Below are 19,425 nucleotides of genomic sequence, written 5' to 3' on the forward strand. Positions count from 1 at the left end.
CCTCCCCGCCTACATGATCCCCGCCGCGATCATGACGTTGGACGCGCTACCACTGACCGTCAACGGCAAACTCGACACCCGCGCCCTACCGGCACCCGAATACACCACCAGCCCCTACCGCGCACCCACCACGCCCGTCGAGGAAATCCTCACCACCATCTACGCTCGGATACTCGGACTCGACCACATCGGGGTCGACGACTCCTTCTTCGACCTCGGGGGAGATTCACTGTCGGCGATGCGCCTGATCGCCGCGATCAACACCACCCTCGACACCGACCTCTCCGTCCGCACCGTCTTCGACACACCCACCGTCGCCCGGCTGGCATCCACTATCGGTGATGCGGGAACGAGCCGACTCCCACGCCTCACACCCGTCGAACGACCCGACGCGATCCCGCTGTCGTATGCCCAGCAACGACTCTGGTTCATCGACCAACTCCACGGGCCCTCCCCGGTCTACAACGTGGCGGCGGCGTTGCGGTTGAGCGGTGGGCTCGATGTCGACGCTCTGGGTGCGGCGCTGGCCGATGTGGTGGGCCGTCACGAAAGTCTGCGCACGGTGTTCAGCGCGACCGAGGGCACGCCCCGGCAGGTTGTTATGCCCGTTGAGCGGGTCATTTTCGGGTGCGACGTCGTCGATGCGACCGGATGGTCGCACACCCAGCTGGACGCCGCCGTGAACGAGGCGGCGCGCTACCCGTTCGACTTGGCGGCCGAGATTCCGTTGCGGGCAACACTTTTCGCTGTTTCGGATCAGGAACACGTGCTGGTGATCGTCATGCACCATATCGCCGCGGACGGCTGGTCACTGCGGCCGCTGGCCGCCGATCTGAGTGCTGCCTACGCCAGCCGTCGCGCGGGGCGGGCTCCGGGTTGGGCACCGTTGGCGGTGCAGTATGTCGACTACGCACTCTGGCAACGCTCCCAGCTCGGCGAACTACACGATCCCCACAGCCGTATCGCCACCGAACTGGAGTACTGGGAACAGACCCTGGCCGGGATGCCCGAACACCTCGACCTCCCCACCGACCGACCCTACCCACCGAACACCGACCAGCACGGCGCCAGCGTCACCATCGACTGGCCCGCCGAACTACAGCAACACATCACCAGGACAGCACGCGAACACAACGCCACCAATTTCATGGTGATCCAAGCCGCGCTGACGATCCTGTTGTCGAAGATCAGCGCCAACCCCGATGTGGCGGTCGGATTCGCCGTCGCCGGCCGCGGCGACCCCGCTCTCGACGAACTGGTCGGCTTCTTCGTCAACACCCTCGTACTACGAGTCGATCTCACCGGCGACCCGACCCTCACCGACCTGCTCACCCAGGTTCGCACCCGCAGCCTCGAAGCGTTCGACCACCAGCATGTGCCCTTCGAAGTGCTGGTGGAACGTCTCAACCCGGCCCGGTCATTGATGCATCACCCGCTGATCCAGGTGTTGCTGGCGTGGCAGAACTTCGCCGGAAACAACGACGCCGCAGGCGGTTTGGTGCTGGAAGACCTCCAGGTCTCCTCCCTGCCGCTGGACACCCACAGCGCCCGCATGGACATCGCGTTCTCCCTCGGCGAACGCTTCACCGACACCGGCGAACCCGCCGGACTCACCGGCGCAGTGGAATTCCGCACCGACATCTTCGACACCACCACCATCGACACACTCATCCACCGACTTGAACGAGTACTGGTGGCGATAACCACCAACCCCGGACAACCCCTGTCATCGGTGGATCTGCTCGACGAATCCGAACACACCCGGCTGGAGGAGATCGGCAACCGCGCGGCACTGCACACGCACACACCCTCAGCGATGTCCGTGCCGGCACTGTTCGCCGCACAAGTCGCCCGCACCCCCGACGCCACAGCACTCACCTGCGGCGAACACTCCTGGACCTACCGGCAACTCGACCGGACCGCGAACCGGCTGGCACACCTGCTGACCGGCCACGGTGTGGGACCCGGATGCGTGGTCGGGATACTGATGCAACGTTCGGCAGAAGCGATCACCGCACTCACCGCGGTACTCGAAACCGGGGCGGCCTACCTACCCATCGATCCCGAACACCCCAGGGCACGAATCGAATTCATGCTCACCGACGCCACACCGGTAGCGATCATCACCACCGCCGACCTCGCCGGACGACTCGACGGGCTCGGCATACCGATCATCGACATCAACGACCCCGCACTCGACACCCAACCCAGTACCCCATTACCCGCGCCCAGCCCGGACAACATCGCCTATTTCATCTACACCTCCGGCACCACCGGGACCCCCAAGGGCGTGGCCACCACCCACCACAACATCACCCAACTACTGACAAACCTGAACATCGGCCCCACACCCGCCTCCGAACAGGTGTGGGCGCAATGTCACTCGCTCGCCTTCGACGTCTCCGTGTGGGAAATCTGGGCCCCGTTGCTCCACGGCGGACGACTTGTCGTCATCCCCGACTCGATCACCCACTCCCCCACCGACTTTCACGACGTACTCGCCGCCGAACAGGTCACCATGCTGACCCAAACCCCCACCGCCGCGGCAATGCTGACACCTCGAGGCTTGGAATCGGTCACCTTGATACTCGGCGGCGAACTCTGCCCGGCCCACATCGTCGACCAGTGGGCTCCCGCACACACAGTCATCAACGGCTACGGCCCCACCGAAACCACCATGTGCGTCACCCTCACCACACCCCTGAGCGCCGGATCGGGGAAACCGCCGATCGGGGCAGCAGTACCGGAGGCAGCGTTGTTCGTCCTCGACCGCCGGCTACAACCGGTGCCGATCGGCGTCACCGGCGAGTTGTACGTGGCAGGAGCCGGAGTCAGCTACGGGTATTGGCGCAGGCCGGCATTGACCGCATCACGGTTCGTGGCTTGCCCATATGCGCCCGGGATGCGCATGTACCGCACCGGCGACCTCGTCCGCTGGGCAAACGACGGCCAACTCCACTACATCGCACGCGCCGACGACCAAGTCAAAATCCGCGGCTACCGCATCGAATGCGGCGAAATACGCACCGCCCTCACCCAACTCGACGGCATCGAACAAGCCGCCGTCATCACCCACGAAGACCCACCCGGAAACAAACGCCTCATCGCCTACATCACCGGCACCGCAAACCCCACCGACATCCGCACTCAACTCGCCCGAAAACTCCCCACCTACATGATCCCCTCCGCAATCATGACTCTCCCCGCACTGCCACTGACCGTCAACGGGAAACTCGACACCCGCGCCCTGCCGGCACCCGAATACGCCACCGGCCACTACCGCGCCCCCACCACGCCCGTCGAGGAAATCCTCACCTCCATCTACGCCCACACACTCGGACTCGACCGCGTCGGCATCGACGACTCCTTCTTCGACCTCGGCGGAGACAGCATTTCGTCGATGCAGGTGGTGGCCCGGGCCCGTACGGCCGGCCTCGTGTTCCGGCCGCGCGATATCTTCGTCGAGCAGACCGTTGCCCGCCTGGCCGAGGTGGCCGAGGTGGCCGGCGGTGCGGATCGCCCGATCGACGAGGGTCTCGGGCCGGTGGTCGCGACCCCGATCATGCGCTGGCTGCACAGTGTTCACGGCCCGATCGAACAGTTCAATCTGATGGCGTTGCTGCAGGCACCCGCGGGGGTCACCGAGACCGACGTGGTGGTGATGGTGCAGGCCCTGCTGGATCGGCATGCCATGCTGCGGCTCCGCGTCGGCGACGACGGCGATGGCAGGTGGTCGTTGCAGGTGCCCGAGCCGGGGTCGGTGGATGCGAGCGCTTGTCTGCACTCGGTCGACGAGTTGTCCGATGAAGAGCTCACCAAGGCGCAATCTCGGTTGAATCCGGCCGCCGGGGTGATGCTCAGCGCGCTGTGGGTCGTGCCCACCCGCCAGTTGGCGCTGGTGGTGAATCATCTGGCCGTCGATGTGGTGTCGTGGCGGATTCTGCTGGACGACCTCAATACCGCCTGGGCCCAACACCGTGCGGGGCAGCAGGTCGCGTTGCCGACAGCCGGGACGTCGTTCGCCCGGTGGGCGTCGCTGCTGGCCGAGCACGCGCGCCGCCCCGAAATCGTCGGCCAGGCGGCCGCTTGGAAAAAGGTGACGGCGATCCCCGCCGCGCTGCCTGCGGTGCAGCCCGAGGATACGTTTGCCACCGCCGAGCACATGGAGGTGTCACTGGACGTCGACACCACCCGCACGATCCTCGGTGAGGTGCCCGCGGCACTTCATGCCGGAGTGCACGAGATCCTGTTGATCGCATTCGCCTTGGCGTGGACGGAGTTTCTGGGCAACGGCGGCACACCGATCGGTATCGACGTCGAGAGCCACGGGCGCGACGAGGAGCTGGCCCCCGACGTCGACCTGTCGCGCACCGTGGGCTGGTTCACGACCAAATACCCGGTGTCGTTGGCGGTGGGTGGGCTGTCGTGGTCGCAGGTAGCGGCCGGCGAGACAGCACTGGGGGCGGTGATCCATGACGCCGCCGAGCAACTTCGTACGGTCCCGAACCCGGTGACCTACGGTGTGCTGCGCTATTTGAACGCCGATGTCGACCTGTCCGGGTCCGACCCGCCGATCGGATTCAACTATCTGGGGCGCCTGGGCGTACCGGTGCTCGACGCTTCGGCTGACAGTGATGTCTGGCGGATCGGCTATTGGGGTTCGTTGTTCACCGACAGCGGCAATGCCGATCACGCAATGCCGTTGGCGCACACCGCGGCCGTCAATGCTGTCACCGTCGACAGCGACAGCGGCCCACACCTGCATGCCCAATGGACATGGGCATCATCCAAGCTCGATCGCGCGGCGATCACGAGGCTCAGCGGACTGTGGTTCGAGGCCCTCGGCGGGATCTGCGCGTATGCGAGACAAGGTGGGACCACGATGACTCCTTCCGATACTGCTCCGGCGCAGCAATGTCCGCACATCGATGCCGGCTCGAAAGAGCGCCTCAGCTACGCGAATTACCTTCACCTCGACGAGCTGCTCGGCGCCGTTCAGCCATTGTTCGCCAACGGCGACCGTTCCGCGTGGAGCGACGAGAGATACTTCCTGATCGTCCACCAGACTTCGGAACTGTGGGTTTCGCAGATCCTGATAGACCTCGAGCTCGCGCTGGAGTCCGCCCGTCGGGCGGAGTTCGATCGGGCGATCGATCGGATGAAGCGTGCCAACGCCGTGCTCGAACTGATGATGTCCACAGAGAGTGCCCTGCAACATCTCGCGGTGGATGCGTTCCAACAGTTCCGGCCTCAATTACAGGGCGTGAGCGCGGCACAGTCGACCCAGTTGGCGACGATGCTGGCCGGCGTTCGCCACGCTCCCGTGACAGCTTTGCTCGAGATCGTCGCCGACCGGCGCGACGGCGACAGCAAGGACCGGCGGCAGCGGCTGCACCTGGGCGCGCAGCTCGAGGTATTCATCGCCGGCCTCACGCGCTGGCGGCTGAACCATCTGGACGTGGTCCGCCGCTTCATCGGGGATCGCCGGGGTACCGGGGGCACCGTCGGGCTCGGCTTCCTGATCGATCGCTTGAGTGAGGGTTCCCGCCGATGACGTTGGTGCGCTACGGCACCCACCCGAGTCAGCACGGCGTTCTCAGCGTTCCCGACCGCCCCGGCTTCTGGCCGGTCGCCGTGGTCATCCATGGTGGCTTCTGGCGAACGGCCTACGGCGTCGACCTGATGTCCGATCTGGCCGAGGATCTGGCACGGCACGGTTTCGCTGCCTGGAACATCGAATACCGGAGGGTAGGCGACGACCCGGATCGCGGAAGCGGCGGATGGCCGGCCACCTGTCTCGACGTCGCCGCCGCTGTCGACCTGCTCGCCGCCATGGGTCAAAGCCTGGAAGCCGGCAGTCTCGACCTCTCACGAGTCATCGGGATCGGGCACTCCGCGGGAGGTCAGCTGGCCGGCTGGCTGGCAGGCCGGGGGTCGTTGCCCACCGGTTCTCCCGGAGCCTCGCCCCGCGTGCCACTGACCGGATTCGTCAGCCAGGCAGGAGTTTTGGACCTCGAGCTCGCACTGAGAGAGGACCTGGGTTCCGGAGCCGTGCGAAACTTCCTGGGCACCCGGGCCGACGGTCCCGAGGCCTGCTCGCCGGCGTGTCCCAGCGCGCTGCTGCCGATGGGCGTGCCCTCGATATGCGTGCACGGCACGGCTGACGACGAGGTGCCGCTCAGCCAATCGCAGCGCTTCGTCGCCGCGGCTCGACGCGCCGGGGACGACTCCCGGTTACTGGCGCTCCCCGGCATCGACCACTTCTCACTCATCGATGTGACCTCCTCCGCGTGGGCGGCCTGCCGCACGGCGGTCCTGGAGCTGGCGCGCTGAACCTCATCCGATCTCGACGACGGGTCAGGCGGTGAGCGCGTCGAGTGCCTTTTTCAGGGCCTTCGGGGCGGCGGGGGTGGTCGGCGCCTTCTCCCGCAATTCCAGCATCCGAGCGCCGATATCCTGAAGTTGCTTCCGCCCCAAGTGTTCTCGCACCGTGGGGAACCATTCGTCCTCTTCTTCGTCGATGTGATGATCGACATTCTCGATCAGCACCGTGACCTTCGCGGTGAAGCGTTCGTCTTCGGGCTTCATCGTGGACAGCTCCATGACCAGGACATCGGCGACATGATGTTCCTCGTAGGACTCGAGGATGTCGTCCTCGACCTCCGGCACCAGCTCCCGGACCTCGGGATACATGACCTCGTTCTCGAGATAGGTATGCACGGTCAGCGCTTCGATGATCTTGTCGACGATACGGCCCTTCGTCGCGTGTGCGTCGGGGCCCGCTTTCTCGAATTCGCGGAACAGTTTGCGGATCTGCTTGTGGTCCTCGCGCAGCAGCACGATGGCGTCGGTGGACATGAAACCTCCTGAAGGATCCGAGTTCCGGGCAACCGCCGATCCGGCACCTGCGGCCACGCGACCGGCGGTCGGCTATCTACGCCTTACCCGCCCACCGCCGGGCCAATCGGCCGCGATTTTCGGCGTGGCGCTCCCGGGCGGCCGACACCGGCGGCGCTCATGGCAACCTGTTGACCAGGGTCATGTCGCCGTCGTAGTGGGCGAGCAGACGGGGATCCATCACCTTGCGCCACAGCGGTGGAATCAACGCCAGCACGATCATGGTGGCGTAGCCATAGGGCAGCTGCGGCGACTCTTCGGAGGAGCGCAGAGTCTGGTACCGGCGGCCCGGGTTGGCGTGGTGATCGCTGTGGCGTTGCAGGTGGAACAGGAAGACGTTGGTCACCAGGCGGTCGCTGTTCCAACTGTCGCGGGGTGAACACCGCGCGTAACGACCGTCCGCACGGCGCCTGCGCAGCAGGCCGTAGTGCTCGATGTAGTTCACCGTTTCGAGCAGGACGATGCCGATCACGGCCTGCAGTATCAGAAAGGGGACGATCACGGGCCCGTAGGCGAGAATCGAAGCGCCGAACAGCACGGCACTCATGGACCACGCCTGCAGCAGGTTGTTGTGCCGGCTGAACCATCTTTTCCCACGGTGGGACAGGCGTTCTCGTTCCAGGACGAGCGCCGAGCGGAAGCCGCCCAGGGAGCTGCGGGGCAGGAACTTCCAGAGCGACTCGCCGAATCGGGCACTCGCCGGATCCTCGGGTGTGGCGACGCGGACGTGGTGGCCGCGGTTGTGCTCGACATAGAAGTGCCCGTACCAGGATTGCGCCAGCGCGATTTTTGCCAGCCAGCGTTCGAGACGTTCGACCCGATGGCCCAATTCGTGTGCCGCGTTGATACCGAGGCCGGACACGAATCCCATGGTTGCGGCCAGGCCCAACTTGTCGACGAACTTCAGTTCGGGACGAGACCACATGAATCCCGCGATGGCCAGCCCGAGGAACTGGATCGGCAGGAATGCGTAAACGCACCAACGGTAATACCGGTCGTTGGTCAACGCCTCGTAATCTTCCTCGCGCGGATTTCCGCTGTCGACGCCCATCGCGATGTCGAGGAGCGGAATCACCCCGAGCACCGCGATAGGGCCGATCCACCAGAGCAATTCGAGCCGTGTGATGGTCACCAGTTGCCCGGGCAGCAGAGCTCCTGCGGCGCCCAGTGAACTCAGGACCCAGAGGTACCGTTTGTGATCGCGAACGTGGGCACGCCCGAAAACCGTCATAGCCCGTCTCTCATTCACCCGACGAGGATCGACCTGAGGTATGGCTACTGAAAACGGTCCTGCCGCAACGCCGTCGTGCCGCGACTTCCGGCCCCAATTACCGGGCTACCTACCGGGGCATTCGCTCGGTGCCGGTTCGCCGCGCAGTCGCGCGTTGATCCAGTCCTCGAGGCCGGGAAAGCTGGTGACGTAACTGCTCAGATGCTCGCCGGGCACTGTGCGGAAAATGGCCGGAACGCCCCGGCTGCATTGTTCACCGTACATCCGCTGAGCGTCCTCGATGGGAATCCAGGGATCCCACGCACCGTGGTAGATATACAGCGGCACACCCGACTTCCGGTCGGACAAATCCAGTTGGCGATACAGATTTTGGGCCACCGGGCTGTCGAGGGGGTTGCCGATATTGGTCGCCACGTCCATCGGGATACCGACCACGCCGAGCGGTCCGTCGGCGTCACCACACAGATCTCGCGTCGGAGAAGTCGTCACCCACTGCGCGAGATGATTCATGTACTGGAGCAACTCCGGATGTTCGCGCGCTATCGCCGTCGACACCGACAACAGAATGCCGGAGGCGATCCAGCCGTTGAAACGGTGGGCGATATTTCGGTAGTCGGCGGCCAGTCCACCCGAGGCCACCCCCATCAGCACGTCCGACAGCTCCGGCGCGTACTCGCTCTGCAGCATCGCGGTGGCGTACGCGGCGATCGCTCCACCCGAGTAGCCTTCGACGACATAGCGGCTGTCACCGAACTCCGGCAGCGCATTACGCACGGCGCGAATCGAATCGAGCATCATGTGCCCGGCCACATTCGTCTCGCCGTAGGCCATCAGCGGGCCCTCATGGTCGGGCAGGAGAACCGCGTGCCCTTGGTTCAGCGCCGACCAGATGGCCGGCAGAAACCAGACGAGATCGGTGTTGGTTCGATCGAGTATGTCGTGCGACAACTGGTAGCCCGGCGTGCAGTGCAACCCGAGTGCGTTGATCGGCATGGCGTTCACTTCCACCGGGCGGGGCCCCGGACCGTTCCACGAGGCCGCCGGCGTGATCAATGTGGCGGTGCCGAAGGAGGGTGTGCCCGTCCCCGAGGTGGAGCGAAACTTCAGCAGCACCGCTCGCTGGATCGGTACCGCCATATGCTGAGCTGCCGTCGCGGTTACGTCGCGCGCCTCGATGATCTGCCCCGGCTCCAAGCCGGCGAGATTCTCGGGCCAGGCGTCGAAGGTCTGATCACCGGTCGGCGACGACAATATCGCCCGCCACAATGCCGCCTGCTCGTCACCCGGACCCGCGGCCAACTGCGGCGGCTTGATGTTCGCGTCGATCCAATTCTGTAACGGGGAGGGAGGGAGATTTGCGGGCGACAATTGCGGCGTCGGACCGGCGGGCGGGCCCTCGTCCGCCCGAGCGGGCTGTTCGCCCGACAACGCACTAGCGACGACAACGGCGACCACAGCTGCCAAAAACCCTCTCACAAGCCACATCCTTTGTTCGGACGAAACCGCGGGGAGTGCCCCCCTGCCAGGGGTTGCGCGAAGCGACTGTAGCAAGCGTCTGTGATCCTGACCAAAGAACGCGCGTTGCGAAATTCATACGCAATGCGAAGTGCACATATATCAGCGCGCTGAGCGGGAAAACAATGGCGGCTGAAAAGTGCGGCGGAACTGCCCGAGGCGTGGCTACATGTAGGGTGACAGCGGTTATGCGGCCTGGATTGTCGCTGAGGTCCTAATTGTCCCGTACTGGTTGACAGGTGTTCGAACCGGCCCTCGTCGCGGACCGAATATTCGCCGCCCGTCGGCTCCGAATTCTCATGGTGCGGAGCCGCGACAATCGCTGACACGCGCCCAGTGTCACGAAGCAACGCTGTGGAAACGCTGAGTGCGCCACCTGGTTATCCGTGGGAAGCACGCTCGCCCGGCCGATACCTCCTGGTACCGGCCGAGCTGGACAGCAGCCCGGCGGCAACAGAAGGTGGGGACGTGAACGTCGCATCGCCCGGTGTGGGTTCGGCGGTTGTGTGCCTGGTTCTGGTGGCCGCATCAGCAGCGGTGTACCGGTTCGCATACCTCGGCTCGATGCTGATCGTGCCCGGTGCAGCGGTTCGCGCGATCGCGCAACTGAGCGTGGTCGCACTGGTGCTCGCCGCCGCCCTGCGCCATCTGTGGTCCTCGTTCCTGGTCCTGGGCGTGATGTTCGCGGCCGCGGTCCAGATCCTCGTGCTCCTCGGCCTGCTGCTCGCGCAATCGTGCGCGGTGGCGGTCACCATCGAACTCGTCGCTCGGGGCCGTATCCGACGACCTCGGCACTGAACACCGCTGTGTTCGACCGAGCGGTCTGCCTCGCCTTCGACATGCTCGATCTCGGGGCGCGGACGCCGTCTTGACACGCGGCACCATGTTCTACCGTCATAATGGGTCATCCCTGTACTGCCCCTGCGGTGCAACCGATCGAGGGTTGGTGAGTCGGATGATGCCTACATCCATGCTCGACGAATTGTACGAACGCGCGGAAAAGGACTGTGTCGCACTACGAATCGGCGTGATCATCGATCGTGGCGGACAGGTTCTGCTGCTCGAACGTGACGACAGCGGCCCCGTCAAGGCCACCCTCAAACTTCCCGGCACCACCGTCGAGCCCGGCGAACCGCTGGACGCGGCCGTGACCCGCGGCGTCGCCACCGAGACAGGTCTGCTCGTCACCCGAATCCGTAGCCACGTAGGCTATTTCGACTATCTGTCGCCCATCGGAAAACCGGTCCGCCGCCTGCACTTCGCCGTCGACGTCGCCGCCACGTACCCCATCCGTCTGTCCGCCCACACCGCCTACACCTGGGCGCCCCTGGACGGCGACCTCCGCGTGACTCCCTCCATTCGCCGCATCCTCCAGGACTACCGCGAACTTGCCCAGGCCCGGAACTCGCTACCGGAAACCTCGGTGTGAGGCCGGCCCCCGCGCGTCGCACCGGTGGTCAGCGGATACGGGCGACGTACTTGCCCGTGCCGCGCCCTGATGCCAGCAGGTCATGCGCGGTGATCACCTCGTCCAGCGACGCCACTTCGGTGACCGGGAGCGAGAGTGCGCCTGCGGCAAGGTAATCCAGCACCTGTCGGGTAGCGGCGGCGACCTTCGACGGCGCGCCGGCGACCAGGCCGCGGTGGCTGAAACCGGTGAGGGTGAGGTTGCCGCCCAGCAGGCGACCGAACGGCGGGAGCGGGGCGGGGGCACCGCCACCTGCGTTGCCGAACAAGACGATTCGGCCGGTGGGGCGGGTGACCTCGAGATCCAGATCCAGGGCCTCGGTGCCGAGCGGGTCGAGTACGAGGTCCACCCCGCGGCCATCGGTCGCCGCGCGGATATCGTCGGCCAGGCCGTCACCGCGGACCAGGACGCTGTCATAGCCGGGTACCGGTCCGCGTGCGCGGCTCACCGTCCCCAGGAGACGGCCACCACCGAGCAGCGGCACCAGCTGTGCCACCGCACCGCCGATACCGCCGCCGGCGGAGTGCACCAGAACCGTATCCCCCGCCGTGAAGCGGCCGGCGTCGGTGAGCAGCAGCAAGGCGGTCGCCAGGCCGAGGGGGGTGGCGCCGGCCGAGCTCAACGGGACGGCGTCCGGTACCGGAACGGTGAGTATGCCTGGGGCCGTGGCGATCTCGGCGAATCCGCCGCCGCCGAGCGCGACGGCCGCCACTCGATCACCAACGGCGAGGCCGGTGACATCGGCACCCAATTCACGTACCGTGCCCGCGATTTCCAGGCCGGGGCGGTAGGGCCACGCCGGTGCGTAGCCCGCATCCCCGCGGCGAGCCATCACATCCATGAAGTTCACCCCCGCGTAGGCCACATCGATGGCCACCTCGCCCGCGGCGGGCCGCGGCGGTTCCACCTCGCGGATCTCCGAGTTCTCCGCACCGCCGGGGGCGGTCATCACCAGGGCTCGCATCGTCACTCCCAACACGTCACAGCTGTCGAACGATCGGGATCAACCCGGCGACGCGGCGCCACATTCCTTCCGGGTGATCGGGCGGACTCGGCCGAGCGTGCCAGGCGTCGTCCTTCCGAACGGCCGGACCGGATACCGGACCATAGGGTCCGATCAGTGTCCGGTCGCCGAGATTCGTTCCGTGCCGGGACGCAACCGGAATCGACGCTGGTGAAAGTCCCAGAACCGGTAGACCGGCCATTGCACGGTGTGGGACAGGCAGGCGCCCAGGATGATCAACCGGTGCTGGAACCGGACCGGGAATCCGTGGTGTTCGATGGTGCGCAGGCCGATGTGGTGGAACTGCCATTGACGTCGGGGGCTGGTGCGCCGGCGTCGGGCCGAGGTCCGCGCACGCATCGTAGTCACCTGATCGATGCGCAAGCCCCGCAACGTCAAACAGATCGCCAGATCCAGATCCTCGGCCACGTCCGCACGCGTCTGCACCGCGTCGCGTACCTGTTCCCACGCTTCCCGGCGCAGGGCCATGTTGGGACCGTACATATTTCCCACCGGGCCGCCCACCTTTCCCAGCCGTAGCAGCAGTTGCTGGCCCCACCGCAGGAAGAACCCGATCGGGGAATCGTGATAGGTGCACAGGCCGGTCACCGCCGCGGTGTCCGGATGCGTGGTGAGGTGATCGCGGATCGTGGCGGCCCAGTCGTCGTCGACGAGAGTGTCGGCGTCGGTGCGGGCGATGACAAGCCCACGCGCCTTGTCGAATCCGGCATTGCGCGCCGCCGGGATCCCGCGCACCGGCTCATGGATCAACTGCACCTTCGGATATTTGCCCGCGAACTCGTAGACAACTTGCGCGGTGCCGTCGTCGCTTCCGTTGTCGACCACGATCACCTCGTCGACCGCCTCCTGGGCGACCAGCCGCGACAGGGTTCGCTCGATGACCCGAGCTTCGTTGAGAGCAGGAACTACCACCGACAAGATCATCAAACATCTCCTGCGAGAAGGGAATGATTGAACGAATCGAGATGGGAGAGCGCTAGCTTCGGGCAACCCTAACCGACAACCAGTAGCAGCACCGAAGTTTCCGAAACACCGGTGCACGGACCGCGCGGTACCGCCTACTGCCGGCCTACTCGGCCGGCTTCACCGCAATCCACTGCGCCACCGGCAGATGCGGGCGCCAGGCGGTGAATCCGCCGAGCGGCTCGCCGCGGTAGATCTGGAATTTCCGCAATTCGCCGCCGTGCGCCGCGGCCCAGCGCAGCAGCAGCGCCTCCGATTCGGCGGTGACGGCGTTGGCAACCAGCCGGCCGCCCGGCCGCAGCCGAGCCCAGCATGCCGCGAACAGACCGTCCTGGGTGAGCCCGCCGCCGAGGAAGATCGCGTCGGGCGCCGGATCGCCGGGCGCGGGCAGGTCTGCGGGCGCCTCGCCGCGCACCACGATCGCGGGCACCCCGAGCGCCGCGGCGTTGGCGGCGATCTGCTCGCGGCGTGTTGAACTGCGCTCGAATGTGATTGCGCGGCAGTCGGGATGGGTGCGACACCACTCGATCGCGATGGTGCCCGACCCGCCGCCCACATCCCACAGCAGTTCGCCGGGCGCGGGGGCGAGCGCGGCGACCGACAGGGTGCGAACCTCCGCCTTGGTCAGCTGACCGTCGCCGCCGTAGGAGGTGTCGGGCAGACCCGGCAACCGGGTGAGCCGGGGCGCGGCCGGATCACGGACCGCCTCGATGGCGACGATGTTCAGTGGATCACCGGGAGGACATGACCACTGCGCCGCCGTCGCGGCGACGATCCGTTCGCCGGGACCACCGAGCTGTTCCAGCACGGTCAGCCGTGATTCGCCGAAATCGTTGCGCCGCAACAGTTCCGCCACCTGCGCCGGAGAGTGTTCGTCGGCACTGAGCACCAGGAGGCGCCGGCCGTCGGCGAGTTCCGGCAGCACCGTTTCGAGGGGGCGGCCGACGACGCTCACCACCGGGGTGTGCGCACTGGCCCAGCCGAGCCGGGCACAGGCCAGCGTGGCCGACGACGGCTGCGGATAGACCCGGATAGCCTGCGGCCCCAGCATTTTCGCGAGCGTGACGCCGATGCCGTAGAACATGGGATCGCCGCTGGCCAGGACGCAGATACGCGAACCCCGATGCGCGGACAGCATTTCCGGCAGCGCGGGCAGTAGCGGCGTCGGCCAGGCCCGGCGATCCGCGGTGCTCGCGTCGGCGGGGACGAGATCCAGCTGTCGGCGCGATCCGAAAAGTACCTCGGCCGAATCGATTTCAGCGCGCACGCGCGGGCTCAACCCCGGCCAGCCGTCGGCACCGATGCCCACCACCGCGATGACGCGATCGTCCTCCGGTGCGGCCCGGATGTCTCCGGTTGCGAGGGTGGGTTTTTCGCCTGTCATACCGTCACCGGCCGCCGTCGCGACGCTGCCGCGCCGACGAGCAGCGCTTCAGCCGCGCGCCGCCGAGCTGCACCTCAGCCGCGCCGCCGAGCTGCGCTCCAGCCGCGCCAGCGGGCAGCGCTTCAGCCGCGCCGCCGAGCTGCGCCCCAGCCCCGCCGACGGGCAACGCCCCAGCCCCGCCAGCGGACAACGCCCCACGTGCGCCAGCGGACAACGCTCGAGCCACGCCAGCGGACAACGCTCCACGCGCGCCGATGGACAGCGTCCCCATCGTGCGGGCGGGCAGCATCTCCGTCGTGCGGGCGGGCAGCGTCCCCGTCGTGCGGGCGGGCAGCGTCCCCGTCGTGCGGGCGGGCAGCGTCCCCGTCGTGCTTTCGGCGCAGCGGCTCTGACGCGCAGACGGTGTGGGCGCGCGCATCACCGGGGCATCCGGCGCCAGACCGCCCGTGGCACCCATCGGGCCACGGCAGCGGCGGGTCCCAACGCTCGCGGTACCCACACGCTGGTGGCGCGGCGGCGTAGGGCGGCGACAGCGGCTTCCGCCACCTGATCGGGCGTACTCGACAGCGGCGCCGGGCTCATCCCCTCGGTCATCCGGCCGATGACGAAACCGGGACGCACCAGCAGCAAATGGACTCCGCTGCCGTGCAAGGCATCCGACAGCCCGGAGGCGAATCCGTCCAGTCCCGCCTTACTCGAGCCGTACACGTAGTTGGCACGCCGCACCCGTGCCCCCGCGATCGAACTGAACACCATCAGCTGACCGCTGCCCTGCGCGCGCAGCAGATTCGCCAGCACGGTCAGCAGGCTCACCTGGGCGACGAAGTCGGTGTGCAGTACCGCGACCGCCGCGGCCGGATCCTGTTCAGCGCGGGCCTGATCGCCCAGTACCCCGAAGGCCAGGATCGCCGCACCGATCCGGCCGTGGTCGGCGGCCAGTTTCTCCAGCAGCGGCTGATGCCCGGACAGGTCGTCGGCGTCGAACTCCACCGCATGGACCGCGCGGGCGCCCGCCGCGCGCAGCAGGGCGGTCTCCTCCCCCAGCCGATCGCTGCGACGTGCGGCGAGCACGATCTCGCGGTCCGCGCAGATCCGGCGCACGACCTCGAGTCCCATCTCGCTGCGCCCGCCGAACAGCACGATCACCCCGTCGTCGACCTCACGCACACCCATGGCGCATAGTCTGCCATCGGCCCCGGTTGCTAGCGTCGCAGCCATGACGAGTACCGCCGCCGCGCGCATCGACCTGTCCCCCAGCGCGCTGGAATTCGTGACCGAACGGCATCTGGCCACGCTGACCACCCTGCGCGCGGACGGTACGCCGCACGTCGTCGCGGTCGGCTTCACCTGGGATCCCGACGCCGGTATCGCGCGGGTGATCACCGGCGGTCCCACCACCAAGGCCCGCAATGCGGACCGGCGCGGATACGCCGCGCTGAGCCAGGTCGACGGCCCACGCTGGCTCACCCTGGAAGGCCCGGCCGAGGTCTGGACCGACCGCGACCGGGTCGCCGAGGCGGAAGCCCGCTACGCCGAGCGCTACCGCACCCCGCGCGAGAATCCGCAGCGCGTGGTCATCGCGGTCCGGGTCGCACGCGTGTTGTCGAGCAGCACCCTGCGCGGCTGAGCGATACGCGACGGCCGAGCGGAGTGGACGGGCCCGAACCGTGCGGCCACCGTTCCCGGCCGGCCGCGCGCTTCGCTCCTGTCGCGGGCGGCATCCTCCGACAGCTGCCCGGCGACTCTTCGCGATGCCCGGGTGGAAGGAAAGCTTCGCCCGACACCCGTCGCTTCACCGAAACTTCGGACTCGAGGCTTTACAGCACCGTCAAACCGTGCGGGCGCTGATTCACCGACTCGCCGCCGTCCTCCGTGACGACCACGATGTCCTCGATGCGGGCACCCCATTCGCCGGCGAAGTAGATACCCGGCTCGATGCTGAACGCCATCCCCGGCCGCAGTACGGTCTCGTTGCCCGCCACGATGTAGGGCTCCTCGTGCACCGACAGCCCGATGCCGTGGCCGGTGCGGTGAATGAACGCCTCGCCGAAACCCTCCTCGGACAACAGGTTTCGGGCCGCGGCGTCGACCGATTCGGCGGTGACACCCGGGCGCACGGCGGCCACGGCGGCGGCCTGCGCGCGTTCGAGCGCGGCGTAGCGTTCGGCGATCTCCGGATCGGGCTCGCCCAGCACGTACGTGCGGGTGGAATCGGAGAAATATCCGGGTTCGACGGGACCGCCGATATCGATGACCACCACGTCACCGGCTTCGATGACCCGGTCGGAATGGCTGTGGTGCGGGTTGGCGCCGTTGGGTCCGCTGCCGACGATCACGAAATCGGCCCGGTCGTGCCCCTCCGCCACGATCGCGGCGGTGATGTCGGCGGCGACCTCGGCCTCGGTGCGGCCCGGCTGCAACCACTCACCCATCCGGGCATGCACGCGATCGATGGCGGCGCCCGCGCGCCGCAGTGCGTCGATCTCGGCGGCATCCTTGATCATCCGCAACTCCCGGATGATCGGGGTCGCCGACACCGGCAGGGCCGTCAGCGCGTCCGCGATCGGGAGCAGATGCAGGGCGGGCATGGCATCGTCGACCGCGACCCGCGCGCCCGCGTTCAGCGTCGATTTCACGACCCCGTACGGGTCCACGCCGTCCACCCACGACACCATGTGCAATCCGAGCTCACCGGCGGCCGAGCCGTCCAGCGCGGCCAGCTCCAGTTTCGGCACCACCACCGACGGGGTTTCGCCGCTGGCCGGGACGACCAGGCAGGTGAGCCGCTCGAACGATTGCGCCGCCGACCCCAGCAGATATCGCAGATCCGGGCCGGGCGTGATCAGCAGCGCGTCCAGATGCGCCGCGCGCGTCAGCTCCGCCGCCCGCTCCAGCCGCTTGCCGTAGATCTCGGCACCGAATCGTGACTCCGTATGCGCGCTCATGCGATACGACGTTACCCGCCACTGCGGACACGGTCCGGACGATCACCACGTTCGCGACAGGGGCGTGGCCGGATTGTCGGTGCGGCCCGGTAGCGTCTGCGCCATGCTCACCTCCAGTGCGAGTGACCGGCCACTGTTGCTGCTCGACGGCGCGAGCCTGTGGTTCCGGGCGTTCTATGCCATCCCGGAGAAGATCACCGCGCCCGACGGCCGCCCGGTGAACGCACTGCGCGGCTTCACCGATATGGTCGCCGCGCTGATCACCCGCCACCATCCGGGCCGCCTGGTGGTGTGCCTGGATCTCGACTGGCGTCCGGCCTTCCGCGTCGAGCTGGTGCCCTCCTACAAGGCCCACCGGCTCGACACCACCGCCGACGCCCAGCCCGGCGCCGAGGAAGTACCCGACACGCTCACCCCGCAGGTCGACATGATCGCCGAGATGCTCGCGGCGGCCGGGATCGCGACCGCCGGTGCGGCCGGCCTGGAGGCCGACGACGTGATCGGCACCCTCGCCGACCGCGAACGCGACAACGAGGTGATCGTGGTCAGCGGTGATCGCGATCTACTGCAGGTGGTGCGCGCCGACGCTCCCCCGGTCCATGTCTTCTATGTGGGCCGCGGGCTGGCCAAAGCCGAACTCTGGGGCCCCGCCGAGGTGGCCGCCAAATACGGTGTGCCGCAAGAGAATGCGGGCCCGGCCTACGCCGATATGGCGACGCTGCGCGGCGATGCGTCCGACGGCCTGCCGGGAGTAGCCGGCATCGGCGACAAATCCGCCGCCACGCTGATCTCGCGCTACGGCTCGCTCGAGGCGCTGGTAGCCGCCGTCGCCGACCCCGCCTCCGATCTGGCGCGCGGCGTGCGCGCGAAACTCGCTGCGGCCGAAGATTATCTGAAGGCGGCAGCGCCCGTGGTGCGGGTCGTCCGCGATGCCGAGGTCGAACTGTCCGGCCCCGACCTACTCCCCGCCGAGCCGGCCGACCCGGACGGGCTGCACGCGCTCGCCACCGCCTACAACGCCGAAAGCCCCGTCAAGCGACTGACCGCGGCCCTCGCGGCGAACGCCTGACGCCCGCTGTTCGTCACCGTCGCGAAAAGTACTGGCTGCCGAACGCTTCCGCGACTGTGAGGTCCCGGCGGCCGTCGAACACGATGGCATTCGCACGGCCGTCGGTCTGTCTCACGCGCACGGCACTCAGTTGGGGCGGCCGACCTCGTAGGTGCCGTCGTCCTTGGTGATCTTGACGGTGACCTTCTTCTGCTCGCCGCCGACCTTCAGGGTGCAGTCGAAGGTGTCACCGACCTCGACCTTCTGCCCCGAGGGGCAGCTGACGCTCTGGACGTCGTCGATGCCGTAGGAATCCTTGAGGACCTTCTGCACACCGTCCTGCACGGCCTTGTTGTCCAGTTTGTCGCTGCCCAGGAAGACGAAGGCGAGGACGACGGCGACGACCACCACGACCAGCACGCCGATACCGCCGAAGAGCAGGCCCTTCTTCGACTTCTTGGCGGGCGTGCTGCTCAGCTGCGGTTCCTGCATCCCCCACTGCTGCTGCGACTGGTCGGGCTGCGGCGCCCAACCCTGCTGAGTGGGCTGCTGCTGCGCCCACTGCTGCTGCGACGGCTGCGGCGGCTGACCCCACTGCTGCTGGGTCGGTTCCCACGGCTGCGCCTGCGCCGGCGGCTGCTGCGGCCAGGACGGCTGACTCTGACCACCCCACTGCGGCTGCTGCGGCTGCTGCGGTTGCGGCTGCCACTGCTGCTGCGACGGTGCGGGCTGTCCCCACTGGGGCTGCTGCGGCTGCTGGCCACCCCACTGCGGCGCCGGTCCGGACTGGCCGGGCTGCGGCTGGCCCGACCACTGCTGGGTCGGATCGCTGCTGTTGCCCTCCCCTGGGCCAGGGGTCTCGTTCGGTCCGTACGGGCCGCTCATGTGCCTGCCTCCACTCGCACTCGTCGTCTCACATCCCCCCGCGTGAGGTGATCAGGCCCTCACCA

Annotated in this window: 16 protein-coding genes; 7 read left to right on the forward strand and 9 right to left on the reverse strand. The window is 67.4% G+C overall.

Annotation, left to right across the window (positions count from 1 at the left end; translation table 11 throughout):
• Together NK1_RS16275 and NK1_RS16280 are read left to right on the forward strand one after the other, a co-directional pair.
• Positions 1–5,554: non-ribosomal peptide synthetase (locus NK1_RS16275; RefSeq protein ID WP_167354269.1), on the forward strand; the 5,554-nt coding region annotated here is incomplete at its 5' end.
• Positions 5,551–6,333: an alpha/beta hydrolase family protein gene (locus NK1_RS16280; protein ID WP_063009562.1), complete on the forward strand. Its 783-nt coding sequence runs from the start codon at positions 5,551–5,553 to the stop codon at positions 6,331–6,333. The genes NK1_RS16275 and NK1_RS16280, both read left to right, overlap by 4 nt.
• 24 nt (positions 6,334–6,357) lie before the next feature.
• On the opposite strand, the gene NK1_RS16285 is transcribed toward NK1_RS16280, so the two are convergent.
• From NK1_RS16285 to NK1_RS16295, 3 genes are all read right to left on the reverse strand, one after another.
• On the reverse strand, positions 6,358–6,858 hold the full coding sequence (locus NK1_RS16285) for a hemerythrin domain-containing protein (RefSeq protein ID WP_063009564.1): 501 nt from the start codon (positions 6,856–6,858) through the stop codon (positions 6,358–6,360).
• Between the two features lie 157 nt (positions 6,859–7,015).
• The gene (locus tag NK1_RS16290) at positions 7,016–8,128 is read right to left on the reverse strand and encodes an alkane 1-monooxygenase (RefSeq protein WP_063009566.1); all 1,113 of its coding nucleotides are present in this window, start codon (positions 8,126–8,128) and stop codon (positions 7,016–7,018) included.
• Between the two features lie 105 nt (positions 8,129–8,233).
• Positions 8,234–9,427 (reverse strand): lipase family protein, encoded by a 1,194-nt coding sequence (locus NK1_RS16295; RefSeq protein ID WP_063009568.1) that lies wholly within the window; start codon positions 9,425–9,427, stop codon positions 8,234–8,236.
• 684 nt (positions 9,428–10,111) lie between these two features.
• Here NK1_RS16295 and NK1_RS16300 point away from each other — a divergent pair.
• Both NK1_RS16300 and NK1_RS16305 read left to right on the forward strand, forming a co-directional pair.
• Positions 10,112–10,441, forward strand: coding sequence for a hypothetical protein (locus NK1_RS16300; RefSeq protein WP_157104302.1), 330 nt, complete (start codon positions 10,112–10,114; stop codon positions 10,439–10,441).
• A gap of 172 nt (positions 10,442–10,613) precedes the next feature.
• Entirely contained in the window at positions 10,614–11,072 is a 459-nt protein-coding gene (locus NK1_RS16305) for an NUDIX hydrolase (RefSeq protein WP_063009572.1), read from the forward strand.
• Between the two features lie 28 nt (positions 11,073–11,100).
• Here the strand turns inward: NK1_RS16305 and NK1_RS16310 are convergent, their stop codons facing one another.
• The 3 genes from NK1_RS16310 to cbiE form a co-directional block, all read right to left on the reverse strand.
• On the reverse strand, positions 11,101–12,075 hold the full coding sequence (locus tag NK1_RS16310) for a quinone oxidoreductase family protein (RefSeq protein ID WP_063009574.1): 975 nt from the start codon (positions 12,073–12,075) through the stop codon (positions 11,101–11,103).
• Positions 12,076–12,228: 153 nt separating this feature from the next.
• Positions 12,229–13,047 (reverse strand): glycosyltransferase family 2 protein, encoded by an 819-nt coding sequence (locus tag NK1_RS16315; protein WP_245660576.1) that lies wholly within the window; start codon positions 13,045–13,047, stop codon positions 12,229–12,231.
• Between the two features lie 157 nt (positions 13,048–13,204).
• Positions 13,205–14,482, reverse strand: coding sequence for a precorrin-6y C5,15-methyltransferase (decarboxylating) subunit CbiE (gene cbiE / locus NK1_RS16320; RefSeq protein ID WP_084461055.1), 1,278 nt, complete (start codon positions 14,480–14,482; stop codon positions 13,205–13,207).
• Positions 14,483–14,736: 254 nt separating this feature from the next.
• Here cbiE and NK1_RS34565 point away from each other — a divergent pair, with 254 nt between their 5' ends.
• Complete coding sequence (locus NK1_RS34565; RefSeq protein WP_157104304.1) at positions 14,737–14,874, forward strand: hypothetical protein; 138 nt, start codon at positions 14,737–14,739, stop codon at positions 14,872–14,874.
• A gap of 25 nt (positions 14,875–14,899) precedes the next feature.
• Here the strand turns inward: NK1_RS34565 and dprE2 are convergent, their stop codons facing one another.
• The gene (gene dprE2, locus NK1_RS16330) at positions 14,900–15,655 is read right to left on the reverse strand and encodes a decaprenylphospho-beta-D-erythro-pentofuranosid-2-ulose 2-reductase (RefSeq protein ID WP_174552730.1); all 756 of its coding nucleotides are present in this window, start codon (positions 15,653–15,655) and stop codon (positions 14,900–14,902) included.
• Between the two features lie 43 nt (positions 15,656–15,698).
• On the opposite strand from dprE2, the gene NK1_RS16335 reads away from it, so the two are divergent.
• Positions 15,699–16,109 carry a TIGR03618 family F420-dependent PPOX class oxidoreductase gene (locus NK1_RS16335; RefSeq protein ID WP_036501711.1) on the forward strand — a complete coding sequence of 137 codons (411 nt, stop codon included), beginning with the start codon at positions 15,699–15,701 and terminating at the stop codon, positions 16,107–16,109.
• 190 nt (positions 16,110–16,299) lie between these two features.
• Here the strand turns inward: NK1_RS16335 and NK1_RS16340 are convergent, their stop codons facing one another.
• Complete coding sequence (locus tag NK1_RS16340; RefSeq protein ID WP_063009579.1) at positions 16,300–17,427, reverse strand: M24 family metallopeptidase; 1,128 nt, start codon at positions 17,425–17,427, stop codon at positions 16,300–16,302.
• Positions 17,428–17,530: 103 nt separating this feature from the next.
• On the opposite strand from NK1_RS16340, the gene NK1_RS16345 reads away from it, so the two are divergent.
• Positions 17,531–18,496 (forward strand): 5'-3' exonuclease, encoded by a 966-nt coding sequence (locus NK1_RS16345; RefSeq protein WP_063009581.1) that lies wholly within the window; start codon positions 17,531–17,533, stop codon positions 18,494–18,496.
• 126 nt (positions 18,497–18,622) lie between these two features.
• On the opposite strand, the gene NK1_RS33790 is transcribed toward NK1_RS16345, so the two are convergent.
• Positions 18,623–19,360 carry a DUF4333 domain-containing protein gene (locus NK1_RS33790; RefSeq protein ID WP_063009583.1) on the reverse strand — a complete coding sequence of 246 codons (738 nt, stop codon included), beginning with the start codon at positions 19,358–19,360 and terminating at the stop codon, positions 18,623–18,625.
• Between the last annotated feature and the right edge of the window lie 65 nt (positions 19,361–19,425).

The sequence above is a fragment of the Nocardia kruczakiae NBRC 101016 genome, assembly GCF_001612965.1.
Taxonomy (GTDB): domain Bacteria; phylum Actinomycetota; class Actinomycetes; order Mycobacteriales; family Mycobacteriaceae; genus Nocardia; species Nocardia kruczakiae.

Excerpts from the sequence above, each read along its gene's own strand:
- NK1_RS16280 (WP_063009562.1), top strand. The coding sequence starts at position 5,551 with ATGACGTTGGTGCGCTACGGCACCCACCCGAGTCAGCACGGCGTTCTC.
- NK1_RS16285 (WP_063009564.1), bottom strand. The coding sequence starts at position 6,858 with ATGTCCACCGACGCCATCGTGCTGCTGCGCGAGGACCACAAGCAGATC.
- NK1_RS16290 (WP_063009566.1), bottom strand. The coding sequence starts at position 8,128 with ATGACGGTTTTCGGGCGTGCCCACGTTCGCGATCACAAACGGTACCTC.
- NK1_RS16305 (WP_063009572.1), top strand. The coding sequence starts at position 10,614 with ATGCTCGACGAATTGTACGAACGCGCGGAAAAGGACTGTGTCGCACTA.
- NK1_RS16310 (WP_063009574.1), bottom strand. The coding sequence starts at position 12,075 with ATGCGAGCCCTGGTGATGACCGCCCCCGGCGGTGCGGAGAACTCGGAG.
- cbiE (WP_084461055.1), bottom strand. The coding sequence starts at position 14,482 with ATGACAGGCGAAAAACCCACCCTCGCAACCGGAGACATCCGGGCCGCA.
- NK1_RS34565 (WP_157104304.1), top strand. The coding sequence starts at position 14,737 with ATGGACAGCGTCCCCATCGTGCGGGCGGGCAGCATCTCCGTCGTGCGG.
- dprE2 (WP_174552730.1), bottom strand. The coding sequence starts at position 15,655 with ATGGGTGTGCGTGAGGTCGACGACGGGGTGATCGTGCTGTTCGGCGGG.
- NK1_RS16335 (WP_036501711.1), top strand. The coding sequence starts at position 15,699 with ATGACGAGTACCGCCGCCGCGCGCATCGACCTGTCCCCCAGCGCGCTG.
- NK1_RS16340 (WP_063009579.1), bottom strand. The coding sequence starts at position 17,427 with ATGAGCGCGCATACGGAGTCACGATTCGGTGCCGAGATCTACGGCAAG.
- NK1_RS16345 (WP_063009581.1), top strand. The coding sequence starts at position 17,531 with ATGCTCACCTCCAGTGCGAGTGACCGGCCACTGTTGCTGCTCGACGGC.
- NK1_RS33790 (WP_063009583.1), bottom strand. The coding sequence starts at position 19,360 with ATGAGCGGCCCGTACGGACCGAACGAGACCCCTGGCCCAGGGGAGGGC.